The following is an 18,127-nucleotide window of genomic DNA, read 5'->3' as shown; positions in this document are numbered from 1 at the left end:
CCGATCGGGGCGCGTCCGTCACCCGGATTTCGCCGCGGGGCGGAGGCGGCCCGCGGGGAGGCTTGGCGGCTCGGCCGGGGCGGTGTCCTTGATGCGCCACAGGGTGCGGGCGAGGATCGAGCGGTACGGTGCGAAGGGGGCCGCGAGGGCGCGCGTGTCGGTGCCGCCGGTGAGGCGGCGCAGGCAGCCCACCGCCGCCACGTCGCCCTCGGGCCAGATGTCGGGGTCGTGGAAGTGGAAGATGCCGATCATGTCGGCGGTCCAGGGGCCGACCCCGCGGATGCCGCACAGGATCGCGGCGCGCTCAGGATGCGGCAGACCGGCGAGGTCGGGGCCGAGCAGGCCCGCCGCCTCGGCGGCGACGATCGCCTGGAGGGCGCGGACCTTGTTGCCCGAGATTCCGCAGGCCCGCAGCAGAGCCGGGTCGCCGGCCTCGAACAGCCCGCGCGGGCTCGAACCCACCGCCGCCGCGGCGGCCTCGACCCGCGCCCAGATCGCGGCCGCGGCCCGGGTGGAGAGCTGCTGGTTCACGACCTCGACGAACAGCCGGTCGGCCACGCAGGCATGCGGCGGCGGGTCGATCCGGAGCGGGCCGGCCTGCCGGATCGCGGCCTCCAGGGGCGGATGCGCGCGGGCGGCGTCGAGCAAGTGCGCGTAGGCTTTGGGGTCGAGCATCGCGGCCAAGATAGGGAGAGAGCCGCTCGCCGGGCAATCGGGTGCGGCCTCAAGGCCGTGCCGTCACAGGCGCGCCCGCCGCGCCTGCGATCCGCCAGCGGCCACGATGCCGCGCAAGCCTTGCCGGGCGCCCGTGCCGGTCCACCTCGGAGCGGCGCCGGATGCGACGGTGGGTTTGGACGGGACTCGCGGATTCGACCCCATGGCGATCTTCTTCACGGCGGACACGCATTTCGGCGACCCGCACATCCTGCGCCATCGCGGGGCGCGCTACGGCAGCCTGGAAGCGCATGACGCGGCGCTCGTCGCTGCCTGGAACGCCGTGGTCGGGCCAGAGGATTCGGTCTGGCATCTCGGCGACTTCGCCGCGGGGGCGAGCCGGGAGCATTGCGCGACCCTGTTCGCAGAGCTCAACGGCATCAAGCGCTTGGTGCGCGGCAACCACGATTCGAACCGCGTGCTCGACCTGCCCTGGGCCGAGCCGCCCACGGAGAGCGCCCGGATCTCGGTCCCGGACGCGCAGGGCCGGGAGCACCGCCTGTTCCTGTCGCATTACGCGCATCGGGCCTGGCCCGGCCTGTGGCGGGAGACCCGCCATCTCTACGGCCACAGCCATGGCTGGCTGCCCGATACCAGCCGCTCCTGCGATGTCGGCGTCGATGCCTGGGACGATCGCCCGATCGCCATCGACGCGATCCTGGCGCGCCAGGACGCGGCTGCGCTGGTCCCGGAGGAGATCGCCCGCTACGGGCTGCGCTGACCTCTGCGACGCGCGCGCTATGTCAGGGACGATCGAGACCCCGCGCGAGGCCGCCATGACCGAACTCCCTGCCCCGCCCGACTGGATTGCGACCGCGACACGGGCTGCCGCCGAGCTCGGCCTCGGCAGCGACGTCGCCCGCCTGGATGGACAGGCCTGGGCGCGGCTCCGCGGCCGCACCGCCGAGATTCTGTCCGCGCAGGGCACCCCTCTGCCGCCGGATTGGGAAGGCGCGCTGGCGCGAGCCCTGGGCCGCGCCGACGCGGATGAGCTGGCCCGCGACGAGGCCGACACCGTGCTCGCCGAGAAGGGCGAAGTGTTCGCGCCCGAGGACGATGCCTGAGACTTCGTGGCGCCGGGTGGTTGCCGTCGCGCCGCTTCAGGCCGATGTAGGCGGAATGCCATATCCCGATCATCAGCGCGCCGCCCCGAGATCCGCGCCCGGGACTGCTCCCACGGCCCTGCGGGTGTTCCCGGTCGCGAGCGGCGCTCCGGTCCTCGACGCGCAGACGCGGATGCGGCTCGGCCGCCAGCTGCAGGCGCTCTATGATCCGGTGATCGACGAGGCGCTGGATCCGAGGCTGGCGGAGCTGCTGCAGCAGCTCGACGCGGACCGGGCGGACGATTCCGAACGTTGAGCGGGTAGCCCCGAAAGGGGCTCCCGTCGGTGGATCGGGGGGATGTCACACCGACGGGAGTTGAGCCGGGACGACGGATCGACCCAACTCGCCCTATGTCGCCCGGGAATGACCCCGGGCGCCTTCACTTAAGTCAAATTTTCTGCCGAATACAGAGGGCTGTGTGGCGGATATGGGTATTGGCCGGTGGATACCGTGGAGGCCGCGTCAGGCGGAGGTCCCGGTCACCGACAGGATCACCCCGTCGTTGCCGATCTCGGCACCCGTGTAGCCCAGCATCCGGGCGAGCTGCTCCCGGGCGCGCCAGACCCGGCTCTTCACCGTGCCGATCTGGCACTGCATGACGGCGGCGGCTTCCTCGTAGCTCAGGTTCTCGATCGCCACGAGGACCAGCGCCTCGCGCATCACCGGGGCGAGGCGCTCGAGGGCGGCGCGCACGTCCTGGAGGTCGAGATGGCCGCCCTGCTCCGGCACGCTGGTCAGCCGCTCGGCGTAGCTGCCGTCGGTGTCGGCGATCTCACGGCCGTGCTTGCGGTGCTGGCTGTAGAAGACGTTGCGCAGGATCGTGAACAGCCACGCCTCCAGGTTGGACCCGGGGGTGAAGCCGGTGCGCCCGCGCCAGCCGCGCAGCAGCGTATCCTGTACGAGGTCGTCGGCCGCGGCCGGGTCGCGGGTCAGCGAGACCGCGAAGCGGTGCAGGGCCGGCACCACCTTCAGCAGACCGGCCCGGAACGCGGCCTCCCGCTCGCCCGCGCCCGCGTCTGCATCCTTGGCGAGCGCGGCGTCGAGGCGCGCCAGCAGGTCGGCGAAGCGATCCGAGGCCGCCCCCGGGGACGGGCCGACCCGGTCGTAGGTGAGGCCGAGCAGGCTTCCGAGATGGCTGCGCACCGCTTCCGGCAGGCCGTGCCGGATGTCGCGGGCCGGATCGGGCAGGGTGTGGCCTTCTGTGTCGGGCATCAGGTCCGGGGGTCGGCGAACGGGCCGGTCGCGCCCGTCGCTATCGCTTGTGGCGCGCTTGCGTCGCCCTTGCCCCAACATGGGTTAGAACCCGCCGCGTCGAAGGTGAAACCGGTCCAATACAAGCAAGACTGCGGCACTGAGGATCGGATGCTGCCCCGGATCACACCGGGCCGGCGAACCGGGGCCGTGCCGCGGCGTTCCCCTCTCGGATCCGCGGCCCCGTCGGGTGCCGTCCGCAGGCGATCCGCGACCCCGTGCCGAGGCGTATCGATGGCTTCTCCCGATCCAGACCGCATCCCGGCCCGCGACCCCGGGGGGCAGGCCTCGACGGTCTGGACCCTGGCCCTCGCCACCGCCCTGGTCGGCCTGGTCGCGTTCCCGCGCCGGGCAGCCGGACCCGCCGGGCCGCGGACGGATCGGGACTCCCGGCCCGCCTTTGCGGGTTCCTCGGCGCACGAGCCTTCGCCCACGCACGAGGGCGACGACGCGAAGGCGGTCGCCCGGCGTGAGGCCGATCGCGGGCGGGGCGCCAGCCATCCGGCCGAGATCCCCGCCAAGGGCTGGAAGGACATCGCGCTGCGGACCTATCGCGACATCGGCGAGAACCGCCTGCCGCTGATCGCGGCCGGCGTGACCTTCTTCACCCTGCTGGCGATCTTCCCGGCGGTGGCGGCTCTGGTGTCCTGCTACGGCCTCGTGGCCGACGCCTCGACCATCAACGACCAGCTCGCCAGCCTCCAGGGCATCATGCCCCAGGGCGCCCTCGACATCCTCGACGATCAGGTCAAGCGCCTGAACGAGAAGGGCAACACGGCGCTCGGCCTGAGCCTGATCGTCAGCATCGCCCTGTCGGTCTGGAGCGCCAATGGCGGCGTGAAGCACGTCTTCGACGCGCTCAACATCGTCTACAACGAGCGCGAGAAGCGCAATTTCGTCCTGCTCAACGTCGTCTCCCTCGGCTTCACCGCGGGGGCGCTGGCCTTCCTGATCCTGGCCTTGGCCGCGGTCGTGGTGCTGCCGGTGGTGCTGACCTATGTCGGGTTCGGCCCCGATGCCTGGTGGCTGACCCTGCTGCGCTGGCCGGCGCTGCTCGTGGCGGTCCTGCTCGGGCTCGCTATGCTCTACCGCTACGGCCCGAGCCGGGACGCGCCGCGTTGGCGCTGGGTGACGCCCGGGGGCGCCGCGGCGGCCGTGCTGTGGATCGTCGCCTCGCTGCTGTTCTCCTGGTACGTCGCCCATTTCGGCAGCTACAACAAGACCTACGGCTCGCTCGGCGCGGCCATCGGCTTCATGACCTGGATCTGGATCTCGACCATGATCGTGCTCGCCGGCGCCCAGCTCAACGCCGAGATGGAGCACCAGACCGCCGAGGACACGACGGTGGGCGAACCGCAGCCGCTGGGCACGCGGCGAGCCCGCATGGCTGATTCCGTGGGGGCCGCCGCCGAGTGAGGTGATGGTTCTGCGAGCCACCCGGTCGGGACCGACGGCGATACGCCGCGTGACGGGATCGGGACCGCGTCCCTTGCCTTGAGCCGGGCGCGGCCGATCTGAGCGGCATCAGGATTCCGGTTCGGGCCCACCGACACACCATGCACATTCACCTCGACGCGCTCGGCGGCGTGGCCGGCGACATGTTCGCCGCCGCGCTGCTGGATGCCTTTCCTGAGCATCTGGAGGGCGTGCGCGCGAGCGTGCGGGCGGTCGATCCGCGCATCGCCTGCGCGGCGCCCGACCACAATGACGGCATCCTGCAGGGCTTGCGCTTCGCGGTCTCGGCCCCCGGTGCGGAGGCGCCGCCCGCGCCGCACCGGCATGGCGACCACCACCATCATTACGATCATCCCGGGCACGATCACTCGCACAGCCACGCGCACGACGCTTCCGATCACGGCCACCGGCCCTGGTCCGAGATCCGCGCGGAGCTGGAGCGGGCGGACCTGGCGCCGGCCGTCCGTGCGCATGCGCTGGCGATCTTCGGGCACCTCGCCGACGCGGAAGCCCGGGTCCACGGCATCGGGGTCGACGCGGTGGCGTTCCACGAAGTCGGCGCCTTCGACTCGATCGCCGACATCGTCGCCGCCGCCCACCTGATCGCCCTGCTCGAAGTGCGAAGCTGGAGCGTCTCGGCCCTGCCGCTGGGCTCCGGGCGGGTCCGGACCCAGCACGGCCCCCTGCCGGTGCCGGCCCCCGCCACTACGCTCCTGCTCGAAGGCTTTCCGACCCTCGATGACGGGATCCCGGGCGAGCGCGTGACGCCCACCGGCGCGGCGATCCTGCGCCATCTCTGCGGCCTCGAGCCCGGGCGCGGCCGGCCCCCCGGCACGATCGGGCGCAGCGGCATCGGCTTCGGCACGAAGGTGCTGCCGGGCCTCAGCAATTGCCTGCGCGCGCTGGTGCTGGACGAGGCATCCGCCGCCCGACCGGAGCGGGGCGCGCTCGCGGTCATCGCGTTCGAGATCGACGACCAGTCGGGCGAGGACCTGGCCATGGGCCTCGACCGCCTGCGCGCGGAGGCCGGAATCCTCGACGTCGTGCAGATGCCGGTCCTGGGCAAGAAGGGCCGGATGATGGCCCATATCCAGGCCCTGGTGCAGCCCGAGAGCCTGGAGGCGGCGATTGCGGCCTGCTTCCGCGAGACCACCACGATCGGGCTGCGCCACCACTGGGTCGCGCGCGCGGTCCTCGACCGCGAGGCCGTGACGGTCGCGCCGGAGGGCCGCCCGGTCCGGGTCAAGGTCGTCGACCGGCCGGGGGGCCGCACCGCCAAGGCCGAGGCCGACGACGCCCTGAATCAGGCGGGCCAGGCCGACCGGGCGCGCCTGCGCCGCGAGGCCGAGCGCCTCGCTTTACAAGAAATCACGAAGGAGGAGCGGTGACGCGCGCGCATCTCGAAGCCGTGCTGGCGGAACTCGGGCCCGTCGCGGTGGCGGTGAGCGGCGGGGTCGACAGCCTGACGCTGGCCACCCTCGCCCACCGGCTGGCGCCGCACACGACCCTCGTGGTCCACGCGGTCTCTCCGGCCGTGCCCGGCGAGGCGACCGCGCGGGTCCGGGCCGAGGCCGCCCGGGAGGGCTGGGACCTGCGGGTGATCGAGGCCGGCGAGTTCGCCGACCCGGCCTACCGGGCGAACCCGGTCAACCGCTGCTTCTTCTGCAAGACCAACCTGTACGGGGCGATCCGGAGCGTCACCGAGCGGCAGATCCTGTCCGGCGCCAATCGCGACGACCTCGGCGAGTACCGCCCAGGCCTCGACGCCGCCCGGGAGCACGGGGTGCGCCACCCCTACGTGGAGGCCGGCCTCGACAAGGCGGCCGTGCGGGCGCTCGCCCGCGACCTCGGCCTCGGGAACGTGGCCGAGCTGCCGTCCGCGCCGTGCCTGTCGAGCCGGGTCGAGACCGGCATCCCGATCGAGCCGGAGACCTTGGGCTTCATCCACGCGGTCGAGCGGCTGGTCGGGGGCGCCCTCGACGCCGAGACGGGCGCCAAGCGGGCCGTCCGCTGCCGGGTGCGCGCCGAGGGCGTGGTGGTGGAACTCGACCCCGGAAGCCTCGCCGCCCTCGACCCGAAGAGTCGCGAAAAACTCGGGGCCGGCATCCGGGAGATCGCGCCGCCGCGGCTTGCCGGCCTCGTCCGGTTCGCGCCCTACCGGGTCGGCAGCGCCTTCCTGACCGGAGCCTCCCCGTCATGAGCGTTGCGGACGAATTCACCCTCGACTTCGCCCGGCCCGAGCGGATCGGCCTGGAGGAGGCGATCTTCTGCGCCGGCAAGAGCCCTGAGCAGATCGATGCGATCCTGATGGCGGCCGGAGATCGGGGCGCCTCGCTGCTCCTGACCCGGCTCGACCCGGAGAAGTGCTCCCGACTCGGGGCTGCGGCGCGGCTCGACTATTGCCCGGTCTCGCGCACGGCGGTGTTCGGGCAGCCCCCGGCCGTCGCGGGGCCGGCCAGGGTCGCCGTGGTGGCGGCCGGCACCTCGGATGTCCCGGTCGCCCGGGAGGCCTTGCGGACGCTCGGCTATGCCGGCCGGGCCGCGACGCTGTTCGCCGATGTCGGCGTCGCCGGCCTGTGGCGGCTGACCACGCGGCTGGACGCGATTCGGGCGCATCCGGTGGTGATCGTCGCCGCCGGCATGGATGCGGCGCTGCCGAGCGTGGTCGGCGGCCTCGTGGCCGGGGCGGTGATCGCGGTCCCGACCTCCGTGGGCTACGGCGTCGCCGCGGGCGGGCGCGCGGCGCTCGATGCGGTGCTGGCGAGCTGCGCCCCCGGGATCACGGTGGTCAACATCGACAACGGCTACGGCGCGGCCTGCGCCGCCCTGCGCCTGCTCAACGCGGCGAGTCGCCTCGCCCAGGAGGCCGAACGATGACCTGTCGCCACCCGTTACCGCCCGAACCCCAATCCTGTCCGAACGGAGATATCCGATGGAACGCCGCAGCTTCCTTCAAGGCGCCGTGCTCGGCGCAGGGATCACGGGAACAGGTCTTGCTGGCGCCGGCAGCGCAGGTGCAGCCGTGAGCGTCCCGCCGCTTCCGAACACCCGGCCGCAGGACCCGGCCGACCTGCCGCTGATCACCGATCCGGGCGAGCGCCGGGGCGAGATGCTCTATCGCACCTTCGGTCGGACGTCGGAAAAGATCTCGGCGATCGGGATGGGCGGGTTCCACCTCGGCAAGAGCGCGGTGACCGACGACGAGGCGACCCGGCTGATCCATGCCGGCGTCGATCGCGGCATCACCTTCATGGACAATTGCTGGGACTACAACGACGGCCGCTCCGAGCTGCGCATGGGCGCGGCCCTCGCCCAGGGCGGCTACCGCGACAAGGTCTTCCTGATGTCCAAGATGGACGGGCGGACCAAGGAGGAGGCGCTCAAGCAGATCGACCAGTCGCTTCTGCGCCTGCGCACCGACCGGATCGACCTCGTCCAGCACCACGAGATCCTGCGCTACGACGACCCGGACCGCGTCTTCGCGGAGGGCGGGGCCATGGAGGGATTCCTCGAGGCCAAGAAGCAGGGGAAGCTGCGCTATATCGGCTTCACCGGCCACAAGGACCCGCGCATCCACCTGCAGATGCTGGCGGTGGCGCAGGAGCGCGGCTTCCAGTTCGATTCCTGCCAGATGCCGCTCAACGTGATGGACGCGCATTTCCGCTCGTTCGGCCATCTCGTGCTGCCGCACCTCGTGGCCGAGGGCATCGCGCCGCTCGCTATGAAGACCTTCGGCGACGGGGTGATCCTGAAGGCCGACGCGCCGATCAAGCCACTGGAATACTTGCACTTCTCGCTGAACCTGCCGGTCTCGGTGGTGATCACCGGCATCCAGAACCAGCGCGACCTGGACCAGGCCTTCGAGGCGGTGAAGACCTTCAAGCCGATGGACAAGGCGACGGTGGCCGAGCTCTTGTCCCGCTCCAAGCCCTACGCGCTGGAGGGTAAGTACGAGCTGTTCAAGACGAGCGCGACCTTCGACGGCACCGCCAAGAACGCGGCCTGGCTCGGCGAGGACGTGCAGAGCGTGAAGAAGCTCGCGCCGACGATGGAGTAGGGCAGGTCGAACGCTGCTCGAATGGCGCGTGCGACCGCCCTCCCCCGCGGAGGCGCACATCGGGCCTGTTCTGTGGCAAGCCTCTGAAACACAACGCGCTCTCCTCCCCGCAAGGGGGAGGAGAGCGCGTCGCGCCTTACACAGGCCGATGTTCGAGCATCGTAGCCGGCGGAGAAGGAGGCAGAGGCGCCCGCCTCACGCCACATCCTCCAGCCGGATCGGCAGCTTGCGGATCCGGCGGCCGGTGGCGTGGTGGACGGCGTTGGCGATGGCCGCGTTGACGCCGATGATGCCGAGCTCGCCGAGGCCCTTGAGGCCGAGGGCGTCGACCTGATCGTCCGGGTCCGGCACCAGCAACGCCTCGACCTCCGGCGCGTCGGCCGAGGTCGGGACGAGATACTCGGCGAGATCCGGATTGCGGTAGGCGGCGCCGTCGAGCACAGTCTCTTCGAGGAGCGCCGAGCCGAGGCCCCAGATCATCCCGCCGGTGAGCTGGCTCTTGGCGGTCAGCGGGTTGAGGATCCGCCCCGCCGCGAAGGCGCCGGTGAGCCGGGCCACCCGGATCTCCCCGGTCTCGGCATGGACATGGACCTCCGCGAACTGCGCGCCGAAGCCCCAGGACACGGCATGGCCGCCCCCGCCCAAGGCCAGCCCGATATGGCCCTGCCGCAGGCCCGCCAGCGCCTTCTCCCGGTCGCCGCCCGCGGGCACGAATTCGGCCAGCGTCTCGACCCCCGCGGGGCCGACGGCGTCGGCTAGCGCGAGGCCGGTGCCGTCCGGAGCGGACAACCGCCCGGCCGCGAGCGACAGGGCGGCCGGATCCCGCCCGGCGAGGCGCCCGCCCTGCCCCGTCGCGGCCTGCGCCAGGGTCTCGCGAATCTGGCCGCAGCCGAGCGCCAGGGCATTCATCAGGCTCGTGGTCGTGCTCGATCCGCCGGAGATGCCGGCCGCCGGCAGCGCCGTGTCGCCGAGCCGGACGGTTACCCGCTCCACCGGCACGCCGAGGCCCTCGGCCGCGCCCATGGCGAGCAGCGTGGTGATGCCGTTGCCGATCTCGTGATGGGCGCAGGCGACCTCCGCGGTCCCGTCCGGACCCAGCCGCACCCGCAGGGTCGCGGCCGCGATCTTCACCGGCCGCACCGAGGCCGCGCAGCCCAACCCCACCCGCCAAGGTCCATCACGCATCGTCCCCGGATGCGGCGCCCGCCGCGCCCAGCCGAAGGCCTGCGCGCCGGCGTCGAAGCAGGCCATCAGCGGCCGGGTCGAGAACGGCTTGCCGGAGACGGGATCGATTGCGGTGTCGTTGAGCCGCCGCAGGACGATCGGATCCATGTCCAGCGCCACCGCCATCTCGTCGACGGCGCTCTCCAGGGCGAACAGGAACGGCACCTCCGGGGGCGCCCGCATCGGCCCCGGGGTGTTGCGGTCGACCCGCACCGCCCGCTCCTCGGTCCGGATGTTCGGGCAGGCATAGAGGCTCGCGGTCACCTCGGCGCCCTCCATGACGAAGGGATCGAACCGCGAGGTCACGGTCTCGGCCTCGTGCACCAGGGCGGTGAACCGGCCGTCGCGGTCGGCCCCGAGCCGGATGGCGTGGCGCGATTCCGGCCGGTAATTGGCGATGGTGAAGCCTTGCCGCCGGGTCGGGACCAGCGACACCGGCTGACCGAGACGCCGGGCCGCCAGCGCGACCAGAGCCGTGTGCTGCGACAGCGCGAATTTCGAGCCGAAATGGCCGCCGATCAGCCCGGCCACGACCCGCACCTGCGCGGGGTCGAGGCCGAGCTGCACCGCGAGCCCGTGCTGCGCGGCGCCGACATAGCGGGTCGGCTCGTGCACGGTGAGCCGGTCGCCGTCCCAGGCGGCCCGGGTGGTGAACAGCTCGATCGGGTTGTGGTGCTGGACCGGGGTCTCGTAGCGCGCCGCGACCCGGATCGCGGCGTCGCGCCATCCGGCCTCGGCGTCGCCCCGGACGATGTCCGCGTGCTGCGCCTTGAGGTCCGCCAGCCGGACGGTCTCGGCCCCGGGCGCATCGAAGCCGCCGGCGGCGGGCTCCTCCGCGTAGGAGACCCGGACCGCACCGGCGGCCTCCTCGGCTGCTTCCTGGGTCTCGGCCACCACCAGGGCCACGATCTGGCCGGCATAGGCGACCGCGTCGGAATCCAGTGGCCGGTGGGAACTGTTGGCGTAGCCGCCGGCCATCAGGTGCTTCACCGGCGCCACCGCCCCGGCGAACTCTCGATGCGTGAAGATCCCCAGCACCCCCCGCACCCGCTGGGCGGCGCCGAGGTCGAACCCGGTGATCCGGCCCCGGGCGACGGTGCTGGTGACCAGGGCGGCGTGGGCCGTCGTCTCCGAGGCGGGCCGGTCCGAGGCGTAGAGCGCCCGGCCGGTGACCTTGTCGGGCCCCTCGACCCGGGTATGGGCCGTCCCGAGGATTTTTTGGGAGTCCCGCGTGCCTGATTCCATGTTCGCGCTCCCGATCCGCGGTCTCATCCGGGAGCAATCGCCGAGGCGACCGCCCGGCTCCGCGTCCGGGCGGTGGGGCGACACCATGCAGCGGCGGGGTGCTTATCCGTGGCGCCCGGCCTTCACGGCCTCGGTCAGGATCGCGTTCATCCGGGTCTGCCAGCCGCGGCCCGTCGCCTTGAACGCGTCGACGGTGGCCGGATCGAGCTGGATCGTCACTGGCACCTTCGGACTGGCCGATGCCGGGCGTCCCGCCTTGCGGACCGACGAGACGGCCGCAAACTCCTCGGCGGTCAGAACCTCGCGCGCCGGGCGCATCTCGTTCAGCGCATCATCCGTCAGGATGGGGGCGTCCGGATCGGTCAGGGGCGACGTGCGAGCCATAGCGCGCGTTCCTTGCGGTGAGCAGGCTGGAGAGATCACGCAAGGGTATCTGAAAACTTAGGACGTTACCGAAGCAGGATAAACCACCCTGTCTTTCCGGGGCGCCGAAGGCGAGCCCGGAATCCAGAGCCGCCGACGGCGCAAGACTTTGAAAAGTCGGCGTTTCTGGATCCCGGGCTCCGCTTTGCGGCCCCGGGATGACGGGGTGGATGATGGGGACGACAGCAATCTTGAGGCTCGCGAGACAGGAGCATTTCTCGCAGCGGTTCCTCACGCGTTCGGGCCGCAGCGGCGCAGTGCCGTCGCAGCCCGCTCTTCGTTCAGTCGACCACCTTCCCGTCCGGGCCGACCTTGACCGTCTGCTCCTTGTCGGCGCCGGCCACCTTGATCTCGTACTGCACCGCCTTGCCGTCCTTCTCGACTTCGGCCTCGTAGGCCTTGCCGCCGCCGGCCTTCTGCTCGGCGATGGCGAGCGCGTCCTTGAGCGAGGTCTTGGCGTTCTGGAAGTCGGCGGGCTTCAGCCGGGTGAAGTAGCGCTCGATCGGCTGGTTCTCGGTCTTGTACAGGGCGCCGCTATCGGCGTTGATGCCGTATTCCACCAGCTTGCCGCTCGGGTAGACGACCTTGATGGCGTAATGCGCCGGGTTCTTGCTGTCGGCCTTCTCGAAATCGGCGTCGATGGCGCGGCCGCCCTTCTCGTCGCCCTGCGCCTGGGCGGTGGTCAGTGCCTGGGCGAGGCCGACCTTGGCGACCTTGGCCACCTGCCACTCCTTCAGGTTGCTGTCGGTCTGGGTGGCGGACTGGGCCAGGGCGAAGCTCGTCGAGAGCGCGAGCAGGCCGGCCGCGGTGGCGAAGCGTTTGATCATGGCGGGTTTCCCTTTGCGGGTTCGGTTGTGGGACCGAGAAACGCCGAGGTCCGAAAGGGGTTTCCGCCCCTGGGAAAAAACGCACCGCTTGATCGAAGCGCCGCAGATCCCTAGCACCGCTCCCAACCGCGACATGGCCGGAGGTGATTGGCCGGAGGCGACTGGCCAGCGGATTGCGTCGCCCCGCCCGGAATGCGCAACAGCGAAGGAAGCCAGCCCGTGCTCGAGCAGATCGGCGAGATCGACCCGCCCCAGCGGCTCCTGATGGGGCCGGGGCCCGTCAATGCCCATCCGCGCGTCCTGCGCGCCATGTCGGCCGACCTGCTCGGGCAGTTCGACCCCGAGATGACCGCCTACATGAACGAGGTGATGGCGCTCTACCGCCCGATCTTCGGCACCGAGAACCGCTGGACCTTCCTCGTCGACGGCACGGCGCGGGCCGGGATCGAGGCGGCCCTGGTGAGCCTAGTCGCCCCCGGCGAGCGGGTGCTGGTGGTCAATTTCGGCCGGTTCGGGCTGCTGCTCACCGAGATCCTGGAGCGGGTCGGCGCCGTGGTCGAGACCGTGGACGCGCCCTGGGGCGAGGTCGTGCCCCTGGAGGCGATCGCCGCCGCGGTCAAGCGCTTCGGCCCGAAGGTCGTGGCGACCGTGCACGGCGACACCTCCACCACCATGGCCCAGCCCCTCGAAGGGCTCGGCGAGATCTGCCGCCGGGCCGGCGCCCTCTCCTATGTCGACGCCACCGCGACCATCGGGGGCATGGCGATCGCCTCCGACCGCTGGGGCGTCGACGTGGTCACCGGCGGCCTGCAGAAATGCCTCGGCGGCCCCTCGGGCTCGGCGCCGATCACCGTCTCGCCGGCGGCCGCCGAGCGGATTTTCTCCCGGCGCCACGTCGAGCACGGCATCCGCCGGGACGATATCGACGACGGCTTAGGCGCCCGGATCGGCTCCAACTATTTCGACCTCGCCATGATCATGGATTACTGGTCGGAGAAGCGCCTGAACCACCACACCGAGGCGACCACCATGCTGTACGGCGCCCGGGAATGCGCCCGGGTGCTGCTGGGCGAGGGGCTGGAGGCCTGCTACCGTCGGCACGCGGCCGCCGGGGGCGCGGTCGCGGCCGGCATCCGTGCGATGGGGCTCACCGTGTTCGGCGACGACCGCTACCGGATGACCAATGTCACCGCGCTCTACATCCCGGACGGGATCGACGGCGAGGCGGTGCGGCGGCGGATGCGGGAGGATTTCGAGATCGAGATCGGCACCGCCTTCGGGCCGCTGGCCGGCAAGGTCTGGCGGATCGGCGCGATGGGCTACAATGCCCGCAAGCACAAGGTGCTGATCACCCTGGGCGCCCTGGAGGCGGTCCTGCGGGCGGAAGGGTTTTCCGTCCCGCCGGGCGCCGGCGTCGAAGCGGCGCTGGCCGCCTGGACCGAGCGCGCGGCCGCCTGACCGGCCAGCGCGCCGCCCACCCCACGGAGCAAGCCATGAACGCGAACGAGCCGGAACCGCTGGACGACTTCACCCGCGTGCACGCGAAGCTCTCCGCCCTGGAGATCGTCCTGGGCGTGCTGATCGGGCGCCTGTCAGAGGAGAACCCGGAGATTCGCGAGGACGTGAAGTGCGACGTCGCCGCGATCCTGTCCGACATGCCAATCGAGGGGCCGAGCGAGGAGCTGATCGTCACCGAGGTACGTCGGGCCGCCGAACTCTTGACCAGCGTCTCGATCGGCTAGGGCCGTTGCCGATCGCGTTGCAATCGGGCTCGCCGCCAAGTCCTCGATTCGACGCGCTCGGACCGTTCAGGATGCGTCCTGCGCCCTGGTTTCGGCTTTGCTGGCATCCGCGAGCAGGTCGTCCCAATCGTCGGGCGGATCGCCGGCGTTCAGGCGCTGCGCGAACACCGTGTAAGGGTCGCTGCGCGAGCCGGCCTTCCGCAAGGTGTTTTCGTCGTTGACCCAGGCGTAGACGATGATGCGGCTCGCGCTGTCGAAGCGGAAGAAAAGCCGGAATCGCTGCAGGAACTTTGCCCGTCGCCAGTGTCGATGCTCGGGCCCGAGCGTGTTGCCGAGTGCATAGGCGCGCGCGTTCGGATCGCGCGGAATCTCGTCGACGATGAGCTGACGAATGCGGGCCAGGAGCTTGGCTTTCGGGTGCGCTGCGTAGCTGCTCGGGTCCGCCTCCGCCAAGCGCGCGACCTCGGCGGTGAGGGGGGCGAGGCTCGCCATGAAGGCGCTCGCCCGATAGAGCCTCCAGCCGTTGCGCTCGGCGAAGCGCCTCAGCGGCGGCGTCACAGCGTGACGTCGTCCGGGATCACGTCGTCGTCGGACACGGTCACGTCTCCGGTCAGGGTCTCCAGACGCGCGAACTCGTCCTCGGTGAACGGCTGCAGCCGCTCGGGATGCGCCGTCATATCCCGCTCCAGGAACGCGAGGTAGGCCGACACGACGGGGTCACGCTCCACCGTCTCGACCTCCGGCGTCGGCGTGTCGGGGTCGAGGGTGACGAGCATCGTTCCCGGGCCGATGACGTGAGCCCGGATCTTCGCCTTCTGTCGAAACTCCGGGTGCGCCTTGAACAGCGCCTTATCGAGTCGCAGCGCCTCGGAGCGTCCTGTCGTCGTGATCGACCCCTTGAACTCGGCTCGACGCATCCCCGCCTCCCGGCCTCGTGATACGTGAAAATATACGTGCGTCGCGTCCGAGTGACAAGGACCGGCTCGGCGGACAGGCCTGAACTGCACTCAACGAGGCGGCATCCGCAGCGCCCCGTCGAGGCGGATCGTCTCGCCGTTCAGCATCGGGTTCTCGCAGATGTGCCGGACGAGGTCGGCGTATTCCGATGGGCGGCCCAAGCGCGGCGGGAACGGGACGCTCTGGCCCAGCGCGTCCTGCACCTCCTGCGGCATCCCCGCCATCATGGGCGTCTCGAAGATGCCCGGCGCGATGGTGACGACCCGGATGCCGTTCCGGGCCAGCTCCCGGGCGATCGGCAGAGTCATGGAAACGACGCCGCCCTTCGAGGCCGCGTAGGCCGCCTGCCCGATCTGGCCGTCGAAGGCCGCGATCGACGCGGTGTTGACGATCACGCCCCGGGCGCCTTCCGCGTCCGGCGCCTCCCGGGCGATCGCCGCGGCGGCCAGCCGGATCATGTTGAACGTGCCGATCAGGTTGACCGACACCGCCCGGGCGAAGCTGTCGAGCCGGTGCGGACCGTCGCGGCCGACCACCTTCTCGCCCGGCGCGATCCCGGCGCAGTTGACGAGCCCGTGCAGGTGCCCGAACGCGTCCAGCGCCGCCTGGACCGCCGCCTGACCGTCCGCCTCGCTGGTGACGTCGGTGGCCGCGAAGCGCGCCTGCGCGCCGAGTTCCGCCGCCACCCCGGCCCCGGCCTCCCGGGCGATGTCGGCCACCACGACGCTGGCACCCGCAGCCACGAGGCTGCGCGCCACCGCGGCGCCCAGCCCCGAGCCCGCGCCGGTGACGATGTAGACGCGATCCTTGATCATCCTGGCTCCCCCCGCTCGTCGGAGCCCCGGCGTAGCGCGGGATCGTGAAGTCCGGAAGGCCGTTCCGACAGCTGAGCCGTTGACGTGTGAAAAATTCCCACATATGCAGGACGAAGTCATTGCCCGCTGTTATGCCGAGTTCTGCTTGCCATGCAGCCGATGATCGAAAGTAAACACGTGTTTCTGCGGCCGTAACACCAGGACATCTGGCCGGCGGCACGGTCTCGACACGGTTCACGCCGCATCCCCGCGCCCGGGCAGCCCCGGGCGCGACCGATCCCTCATGCCTGTTCGGGACCGCCATGCACGCACCCTGGATCGCGACGGCCGCCCGGCATTGGCGGCATGGGCGGTGCGTCCGAAACCGCTTGGCCGAGCGTGGGCCGGCCCTGCGCGCGTCGCTCCGCAAGGCTGCGCCGGAGAGCGTGATCCTGGCCGGCAACTCGCATGTCGAGTTCCTCGGGACGCCGGATTTCGGCGGCCGGCCCTGCATCAATCTCGGCATCGGCGGCAGCATTGCGGCCGATTGCGCGGCCCATCTCGCGGACTTGCGGGCCCCGGTTCGCTGCGCGGCCTCGGTGCTGATCATCGGCACCAACGACATCCTGCGCTGGCGGCACCCGGAGCGGGCCTCCACCGAGCGCCGGTTCGAGGCCGAGGTCCGGCGCATCCTGCGGATCCTGGAGGTCTGGTCGGCGCAGGTCTTCGTGGCCGCGATCCCGCCGATCGGCGCCTGGGCGACGGGCCGGGATCCCGCCGCCGTCGCGGCCTTCTCGGACCGCCTCGAAGCGCTCTGCCGCGCGGGCGGCCACAGCTTCTTCGACCCGTTCGCGGCCCTGCGCGACGAGGATTCGGGGCTCGCCCGCACGGGTCTCCATCCGGACGGCGTGCACCTCGCGGATTATACCGGGCTCGCTGCCGAGCTGGTCCGGCTGGTCGCCATCGGTCCGGTCGCACCCGCGCCCCGGGTCCGTCCGGCGATCCCGGCGGGCAGCCTCCGGGCGCTCCACGCCGCGGCTTGGGGCGTCCGCTCGTGACGCCTCGAATCGTCCGCGACGCGATCGGTCTTCGGCTTGGGATCCTCTCCTTCCGAAAGCCGGCAGCCCCCGTGCGGGACGACGCGCGGCACCCCGTCCGACTATGGCCCGCGGATGAAACCCTCTGGCTCCGCGAGAACGGCGCCTGGTGCCCCCGCGCGGCCCGGCACGTCCTGTGCGCCCTGGCCGCGCTCGGCCGCCGAGGCCGCTACGCCGCGCGGTCGGAAGGGGACGGCAAGATCGTCACCGGGCCGGTCAGCACCCTGGCGCTGCCGGATGCCGAGGCCGAGATCCGGTTCGTCTTCCGCGTCACGCCGCTCGGCTATGGCGAGGCCGCGTTCTGAAGCGCGACGTCCCGATCTACTCCACTGGCGAAGCGACCGGGCATCCGAGGGCGATCACCCAGACTAGAAACGCCAGCGCCGCGCGGATCACCGGCGAGCGCTTCAGGTCAGGATAGGTCACGAGCCAGACATCCCGGGGCGGCGGCTTTGGCTCGACTGGGAGGCGGATGAGCGCCGCATCGCCGTTCCCGAGGAAACGGGGCAGGACGACGGCGCCGAGGCCGGCCCGGGCCGCCTCCTGCTGGCCGAACAGGTCGCTGGCCTGGAACACGATCGGCCGGCCCGCCAGCAGGGTCCGCAGCCAGGCCTGCTGGGGGACATGCTCCAGGGCGGAATCGTAGCCGATGAACGTCCAGTCCGCCGCGGGCTTCGCCGCTTGGTCCGGGGTCGCGTAGAGCCCGAACCGCATCACGCCGATCCGGCGGATCAGGAGATCCGGGTCGTCGGGGCGGGTCAGCCGCACGGCGATCTCGGCCTCCCCGCGGTCGAGCGCCGCGATCCGGGCGGCGCCGGACAGGACCAGGGTGATGCCGGGATGCGCGCGGTGGAAGCTTGCGACCTGCGGGGCGATGAGACGGGCTGCCAAGGCGGGCGGCGCGCTGATCCGGACCGTCGCGACCGGCGACGCCGCGTAGCCCCGGGCGCGCCGCTCGATCGCCTGCACGGTCCCGGCCATCTCGGCGGCCAGGGCCGCGATGGCAATCCCCTCCGGGGTCAGCGTCACCCGGCGGGGCAGGCGCTCGATCAGCCGCAGCGCTAGGGCGTCCTCGAGGGACGCCACCCGTCGGCCGATCGTCGCGTGATCGACGCCGAGGTCCCGCGCCGCGGCCGAGAGCGAGCCGGCCCGGGCGAGCACCGCGAAGTGGTGGAGGTCCTGCCAATCGACCATCGGTGAAGTTTCGCACGGGACCGGTGAAGAGATCCCGAATTCT

Annotated in this window: 21 protein-coding genes; 12 read left to right on the top strand and 9 right to left on the bottom strand. The window is 71.7% G+C overall.

Going from position 1 to position 18,127, the window contains the following annotated elements:
* Window positions 1-18: 18 nt before the first annotated feature.
* Entirely contained in the window at window positions 19-675 is a 657-nt protein-coding gene (locus MKL20_RS06335) for a DNA-3-methyladenine glycosylase family protein (protein WP_244035966.1), read from the bottom strand.
* Between the two features lie 202 nt (window positions 676-877).
* On the opposite strand from MKL20_RS06335, the gene MKL20_RS06330 reads away from it, so the two are divergent.
* From MKL20_RS06330 to MKL20_RS06320, 3 genes are read left to right on the top strand one after another with little or no spacing between them, the layout of a single operon-like run.
* Window positions 878-1,435: a metallophosphoesterase gene (locus tag MKL20_RS06330; RefSeq protein WP_244035965.1), complete on the top strand. Its 558-nt coding sequence runs from the start codon at window positions 878-880 to the stop codon at window positions 1,433-1,435.
* Window positions 1,436-1,490: 55 nt separating this feature from the next.
* Window positions 1,491-1,778: a hypothetical protein gene (locus MKL20_RS06325; RefSeq protein WP_244035964.1), complete on the top strand. Its 288-nt coding sequence runs from the start codon at window positions 1,491-1,493 to the stop codon at window positions 1,776-1,778.
* A 55-nt stretch (window positions 1,779-1,833) separates the two neighbouring features.
* Complete coding sequence (locus tag MKL20_RS06320) at window positions 1,834-2,073, top strand: hypothetical protein (protein WP_244035963.1); 240 nt, start codon at window positions 1,834-1,836, stop codon at window positions 2,071-2,073.
* 207 nt (window positions 2,074-2,280) lie between these two features.
* On the opposite strand, the gene MKL20_RS06315 is transcribed toward MKL20_RS06320, so the two are convergent.
* Entirely contained in the window at window positions 2,281-3,030 is a 750-nt protein-coding gene (locus MKL20_RS06315; RefSeq protein ID WP_244035962.1) for a sigma-70 family RNA polymerase sigma factor, read from the bottom strand.
* Between the two features lie 273 nt (window positions 3,031-3,303).
* Between MKL20_RS06315 and MKL20_RS06310 the strand changes: the two genes are divergently transcribed.
* The 5 genes from MKL20_RS06310 to MKL20_RS06290 all read left to right on the top strand — a co-directional run bounded on the left by MKL20_RS06310 (window position 3,304) and on the right by MKL20_RS06290 (window position 8,581).
* Window positions 3,304-4,485 carry a YihY/virulence factor BrkB family protein gene (locus MKL20_RS06310; RefSeq protein WP_244035961.1) on the top strand — a complete coding sequence of 394 codons (1,182 nt, stop codon included), beginning with the start codon at window positions 3,304-3,306 and terminating at the stop codon, window positions 4,483-4,485.
* A 140-nt stretch (window positions 4,486-4,625) separates the two neighbouring features.
* Entirely contained in the window at window positions 4,626-5,912 is a 1,287-nt protein-coding gene (locus tag MKL20_RS06305) for a LarC family nickel insertion protein (protein ID WP_244035960.1), read from the top strand.
* Entirely contained in the window at window positions 5,909-6,724 is an 816-nt protein-coding gene (locus MKL20_RS06300) for an adenine nucleotide alpha hydrolase (RefSeq protein ID WP_244035959.1), read from the top strand. The genes MKL20_RS06305 and MKL20_RS06300 overlap by 4 nt, the downstream gene beginning before the upstream one ends.
* Window positions 6,721-7,401 carry a nickel pincer cofactor biosynthesis protein LarB gene (gene larB / locus MKL20_RS06295; protein WP_244035958.1) on the top strand — a complete coding sequence of 227 codons (681 nt, stop codon included), beginning with the start codon at window positions 6,721-6,723 and terminating at the stop codon, window positions 7,399-7,401. The genes MKL20_RS06300 and larB overlap by 4 nt, the downstream gene beginning before the upstream one ends.
* A 55-nt stretch (window positions 7,402-7,456) precedes the next feature.
* The gene (locus MKL20_RS06290) at window positions 7,457-8,581 is read left to right on the top strand and encodes an aldo/keto reductase (protein WP_244035957.1); all 1,125 of its coding nucleotides are present in this window, start codon (window positions 7,457-7,459) and stop codon (window positions 8,579-8,581) included.
* A gap of 195 nt (window positions 8,582-8,776) precedes the next feature.
* On the opposite strand, the gene MKL20_RS06285 is transcribed toward MKL20_RS06290, so the two are convergent.
* The 3 genes from MKL20_RS06285 to MKL20_RS06275 all read right to left on the bottom strand — a co-directional run bounded on the left by MKL20_RS06285 (window position 8,777) and on the right by MKL20_RS06275 (window position 12,300).
* Window positions 8,777-11,050, bottom strand: a complete 2,274-nt coding sequence (locus tag MKL20_RS06285) for a xanthine dehydrogenase family protein molybdopterin-binding subunit (protein ID WP_244035956.1) — start codon at window positions 11,048-11,050, stop codon at window positions 8,777-8,779.
* Window positions 11,051-11,152: 102 nt separating this feature from the next.
* Complete coding sequence (locus MKL20_RS06280; RefSeq protein ID WP_244035955.1) at window positions 11,153-11,434, bottom strand: BrnA antitoxin family protein; 282 nt, start codon at window positions 11,432-11,434, stop codon at window positions 11,153-11,155.
* Between the two features lie 320 nt (window positions 11,435-11,754).
* Window positions 11,755-12,300, bottom strand: coding sequence for a PepSY domain-containing protein (locus tag MKL20_RS06275; protein WP_244035954.1), 546 nt, complete (start codon window positions 12,298-12,300; stop codon window positions 11,755-11,757).
* 219 nt (window positions 12,301-12,519) lie between these two features.
* Between MKL20_RS06275 and MKL20_RS06270 the strand changes: the two genes are divergently transcribed.
* Together MKL20_RS06270 and MKL20_RS06265 are read left to right on the top strand one after the other, a co-directional pair.
* Window positions 12,520-13,758 (top strand): pyridoxal-phosphate-dependent aminotransferase family protein, encoded by a 1,239-nt coding sequence (locus MKL20_RS06270; protein WP_244035953.1) that lies wholly within the window; start codon window positions 12,520-12,522, stop codon window positions 13,756-13,758.
* A gap of 35 nt (window positions 13,759-13,793) precedes the next feature.
* Complete coding sequence (locus tag MKL20_RS06265; protein WP_244035952.1) at window positions 13,794-14,042, top strand: hypothetical protein; 249 nt, start codon at window positions 13,794-13,796, stop codon at window positions 14,040-14,042.
* 66 nt (window positions 14,043-14,108) lie between these two features.
* Here MKL20_RS06265 and MKL20_RS06260 read toward each other — a convergent pair whose 3' ends face one another.
* From MKL20_RS06260 to MKL20_RS06250, 3 genes are all read right to left on the bottom strand, one after another.
* Complete coding sequence (locus tag MKL20_RS06260) at window positions 14,109-14,600, bottom strand: type II toxin-antitoxin system YhaV family toxin (protein WP_244035951.1); 492 nt, start codon at window positions 14,598-14,600, stop codon at window positions 14,109-14,111.
* The gene (locus MKL20_RS06255; protein WP_244035950.1) at window positions 14,597-14,959 is read right to left on the bottom strand and encodes a type II toxin-antitoxin system PrlF family antitoxin; all 363 of its coding nucleotides are present in this window, start codon (window positions 14,957-14,959) and stop codon (window positions 14,597-14,599) included. The genes MKL20_RS06260 and MKL20_RS06255 overlap by 4 nt, the downstream gene beginning before the upstream one ends.
* 90 nt (window positions 14,960-15,049) lie before the next feature.
* Complete coding sequence (locus MKL20_RS06250; RefSeq protein ID WP_244035949.1) at window positions 15,050-15,814, bottom strand: SDR family NAD(P)-dependent oxidoreductase; 765 nt, start codon at window positions 15,812-15,814, stop codon at window positions 15,050-15,052.
* Between the two features lie 368 nt (window positions 15,815-16,182).
* Between MKL20_RS06250 and MKL20_RS06245 the strand changes: the two genes are divergently transcribed.
* Together MKL20_RS06245 and MKL20_RS06240 are read left to right on the top strand one after the other, a co-directional pair.
* Window positions 16,183-16,851, top strand: a complete 669-nt coding sequence (locus tag MKL20_RS06245; RefSeq protein WP_244035948.1) for a GDSL-type esterase/lipase family protein — start codon at window positions 16,183-16,185, stop codon at window positions 16,849-16,851.
* Between the two features lie 71 nt (window positions 16,852-16,922).
* Window positions 16,923-17,195 (top strand): hypothetical protein, encoded by a 273-nt coding sequence (locus tag MKL20_RS06240; RefSeq protein ID WP_244035947.1) that lies wholly within the window; start codon window positions 16,923-16,925, stop codon window positions 17,193-17,195.
* Window positions 17,196-17,211: 16 nt separating this feature from the next.
* Here MKL20_RS06240 and MKL20_RS06235 read toward each other — a convergent pair whose 3' ends face one another.
* Window positions 17,212-18,084, bottom strand: coding sequence for a LysR family transcriptional regulator (locus MKL20_RS06235; protein ID WP_244035946.1), 873 nt, complete (start codon window positions 18,082-18,084; stop codon window positions 17,212-17,214).
* Between the last annotated feature and the right edge of the window lie 43 nt (window positions 18,085-18,127).

Source organism: Methylobacterium sp. E-066, assembly GCF_022829635.1.
Classification (GTDB): domain Bacteria; phylum Pseudomonadota; class Alphaproteobacteria; order Rhizobiales; family Beijerinckiaceae; genus Methylobacterium.
The sequence above is the reverse complement of the archived record's forward strand: the minus strand, read 5'-3'. Positions and strand labels throughout refer to the sequence as shown.

What these genes read in the sequence shown, in the direction of transcription:
- MKL20_RS06250 (WP_244035949.1), bottom strand. Translation starts at nt 15,814, where the DNA reads ATGATCAAGGATCGCGTCTACATCGTCACCGGCGCGGGCTCGGGGCTG.
- MKL20_RS06285 (WP_244035956.1), bottom strand. Translation starts at nt 11,050, where the DNA reads ATGGAATCAGGCACGCGGGACTCCCAAAAAATCCTCGGGACGGCCCAT.
- MKL20_RS06235 (WP_244035946.1), bottom strand. Translation starts at nt 18,084, where the DNA reads ATGGTCGATTGGCAGGACCTCCACCACTTCGCGGTGCTCGCCCGGGCC.
- MKL20_RS06305 (WP_244035960.1), top strand. Translation starts at nt 4,626, where the DNA reads ATGCACATTCACCTCGACGCGCTCGGCGGCGTGGCCGGCGACATGTTC.
- MKL20_RS06335 (WP_244035966.1), bottom strand. Translation starts at nt 675, where the DNA reads ATGCTCGACCCCAAAGCCTACGCGCACTTGCTCGACGCCGCCCGCGCG.
- MKL20_RS06325 (WP_244035964.1), top strand. Translation starts at nt 1,491, where the DNA reads ATGACCGAACTCCCTGCCCCGCCCGACTGGATTGCGACCGCGACACGG.
- MKL20_RS06265 (WP_244035952.1), top strand. Translation starts at nt 13,794, where the DNA reads ATGAACGCGAACGAGCCGGAACCGCTGGACGACTTCACCCGCGTGCAC.
- MKL20_RS06330 (WP_244035965.1), top strand. Translation starts at nt 878, where the DNA reads ATGGCGATCTTCTTCACGGCGGACACGCATTTCGGCGACCCGCACATC.
- MKL20_RS06320 (WP_244035963.1), top strand. Translation starts at nt 1,834, where the DNA reads ATGCCATATCCCGATCATCAGCGCGCCGCCCCGAGATCCGCGCCCGGG.
- MKL20_RS06315 (WP_244035962.1), bottom strand. Translation starts at nt 3,030, where the DNA reads ATGCCCGACACAGAAGGCCACACCCTGCCCGATCCGGCCCGCGACATC.
- MKL20_RS06280 (WP_244035955.1), bottom strand. Translation starts at nt 11,434, where the DNA reads ATGGCTCGCACGTCGCCCCTGACCGATCCGGACGCCCCCATCCTGACG.
- MKL20_RS06255 (WP_244035950.1), bottom strand. Translation starts at nt 14,959, where the DNA reads ATGCGTCGAGCCGAGTTCAAGGGGTCGATCACGACGACAGGACGCTCC.
- MKL20_RS06290 (WP_244035957.1), top strand. Translation starts at nt 7,457, where the DNA reads ATGGAACGCCGCAGCTTCCTTCAAGGCGCCGTGCTCGGCGCAGGGATC.
- larB (WP_244035958.1), top strand. Translation starts at nt 6,721, where the DNA reads ATGAGCGTTGCGGACGAATTCACCCTCGACTTCGCCCGGCCCGAGCGG.
- MKL20_RS06275 (WP_244035954.1), bottom strand. Translation starts at nt 12,300, where the DNA reads ATGATCAAACGCTTCGCCACCGCGGCCGGCCTGCTCGCGCTCTCGACG.
- MKL20_RS06310 (WP_244035961.1), top strand. Translation starts at nt 3,304, where the DNA reads ATGGCTTCTCCCGATCCAGACCGCATCCCGGCCCGCGACCCCGGGGGG.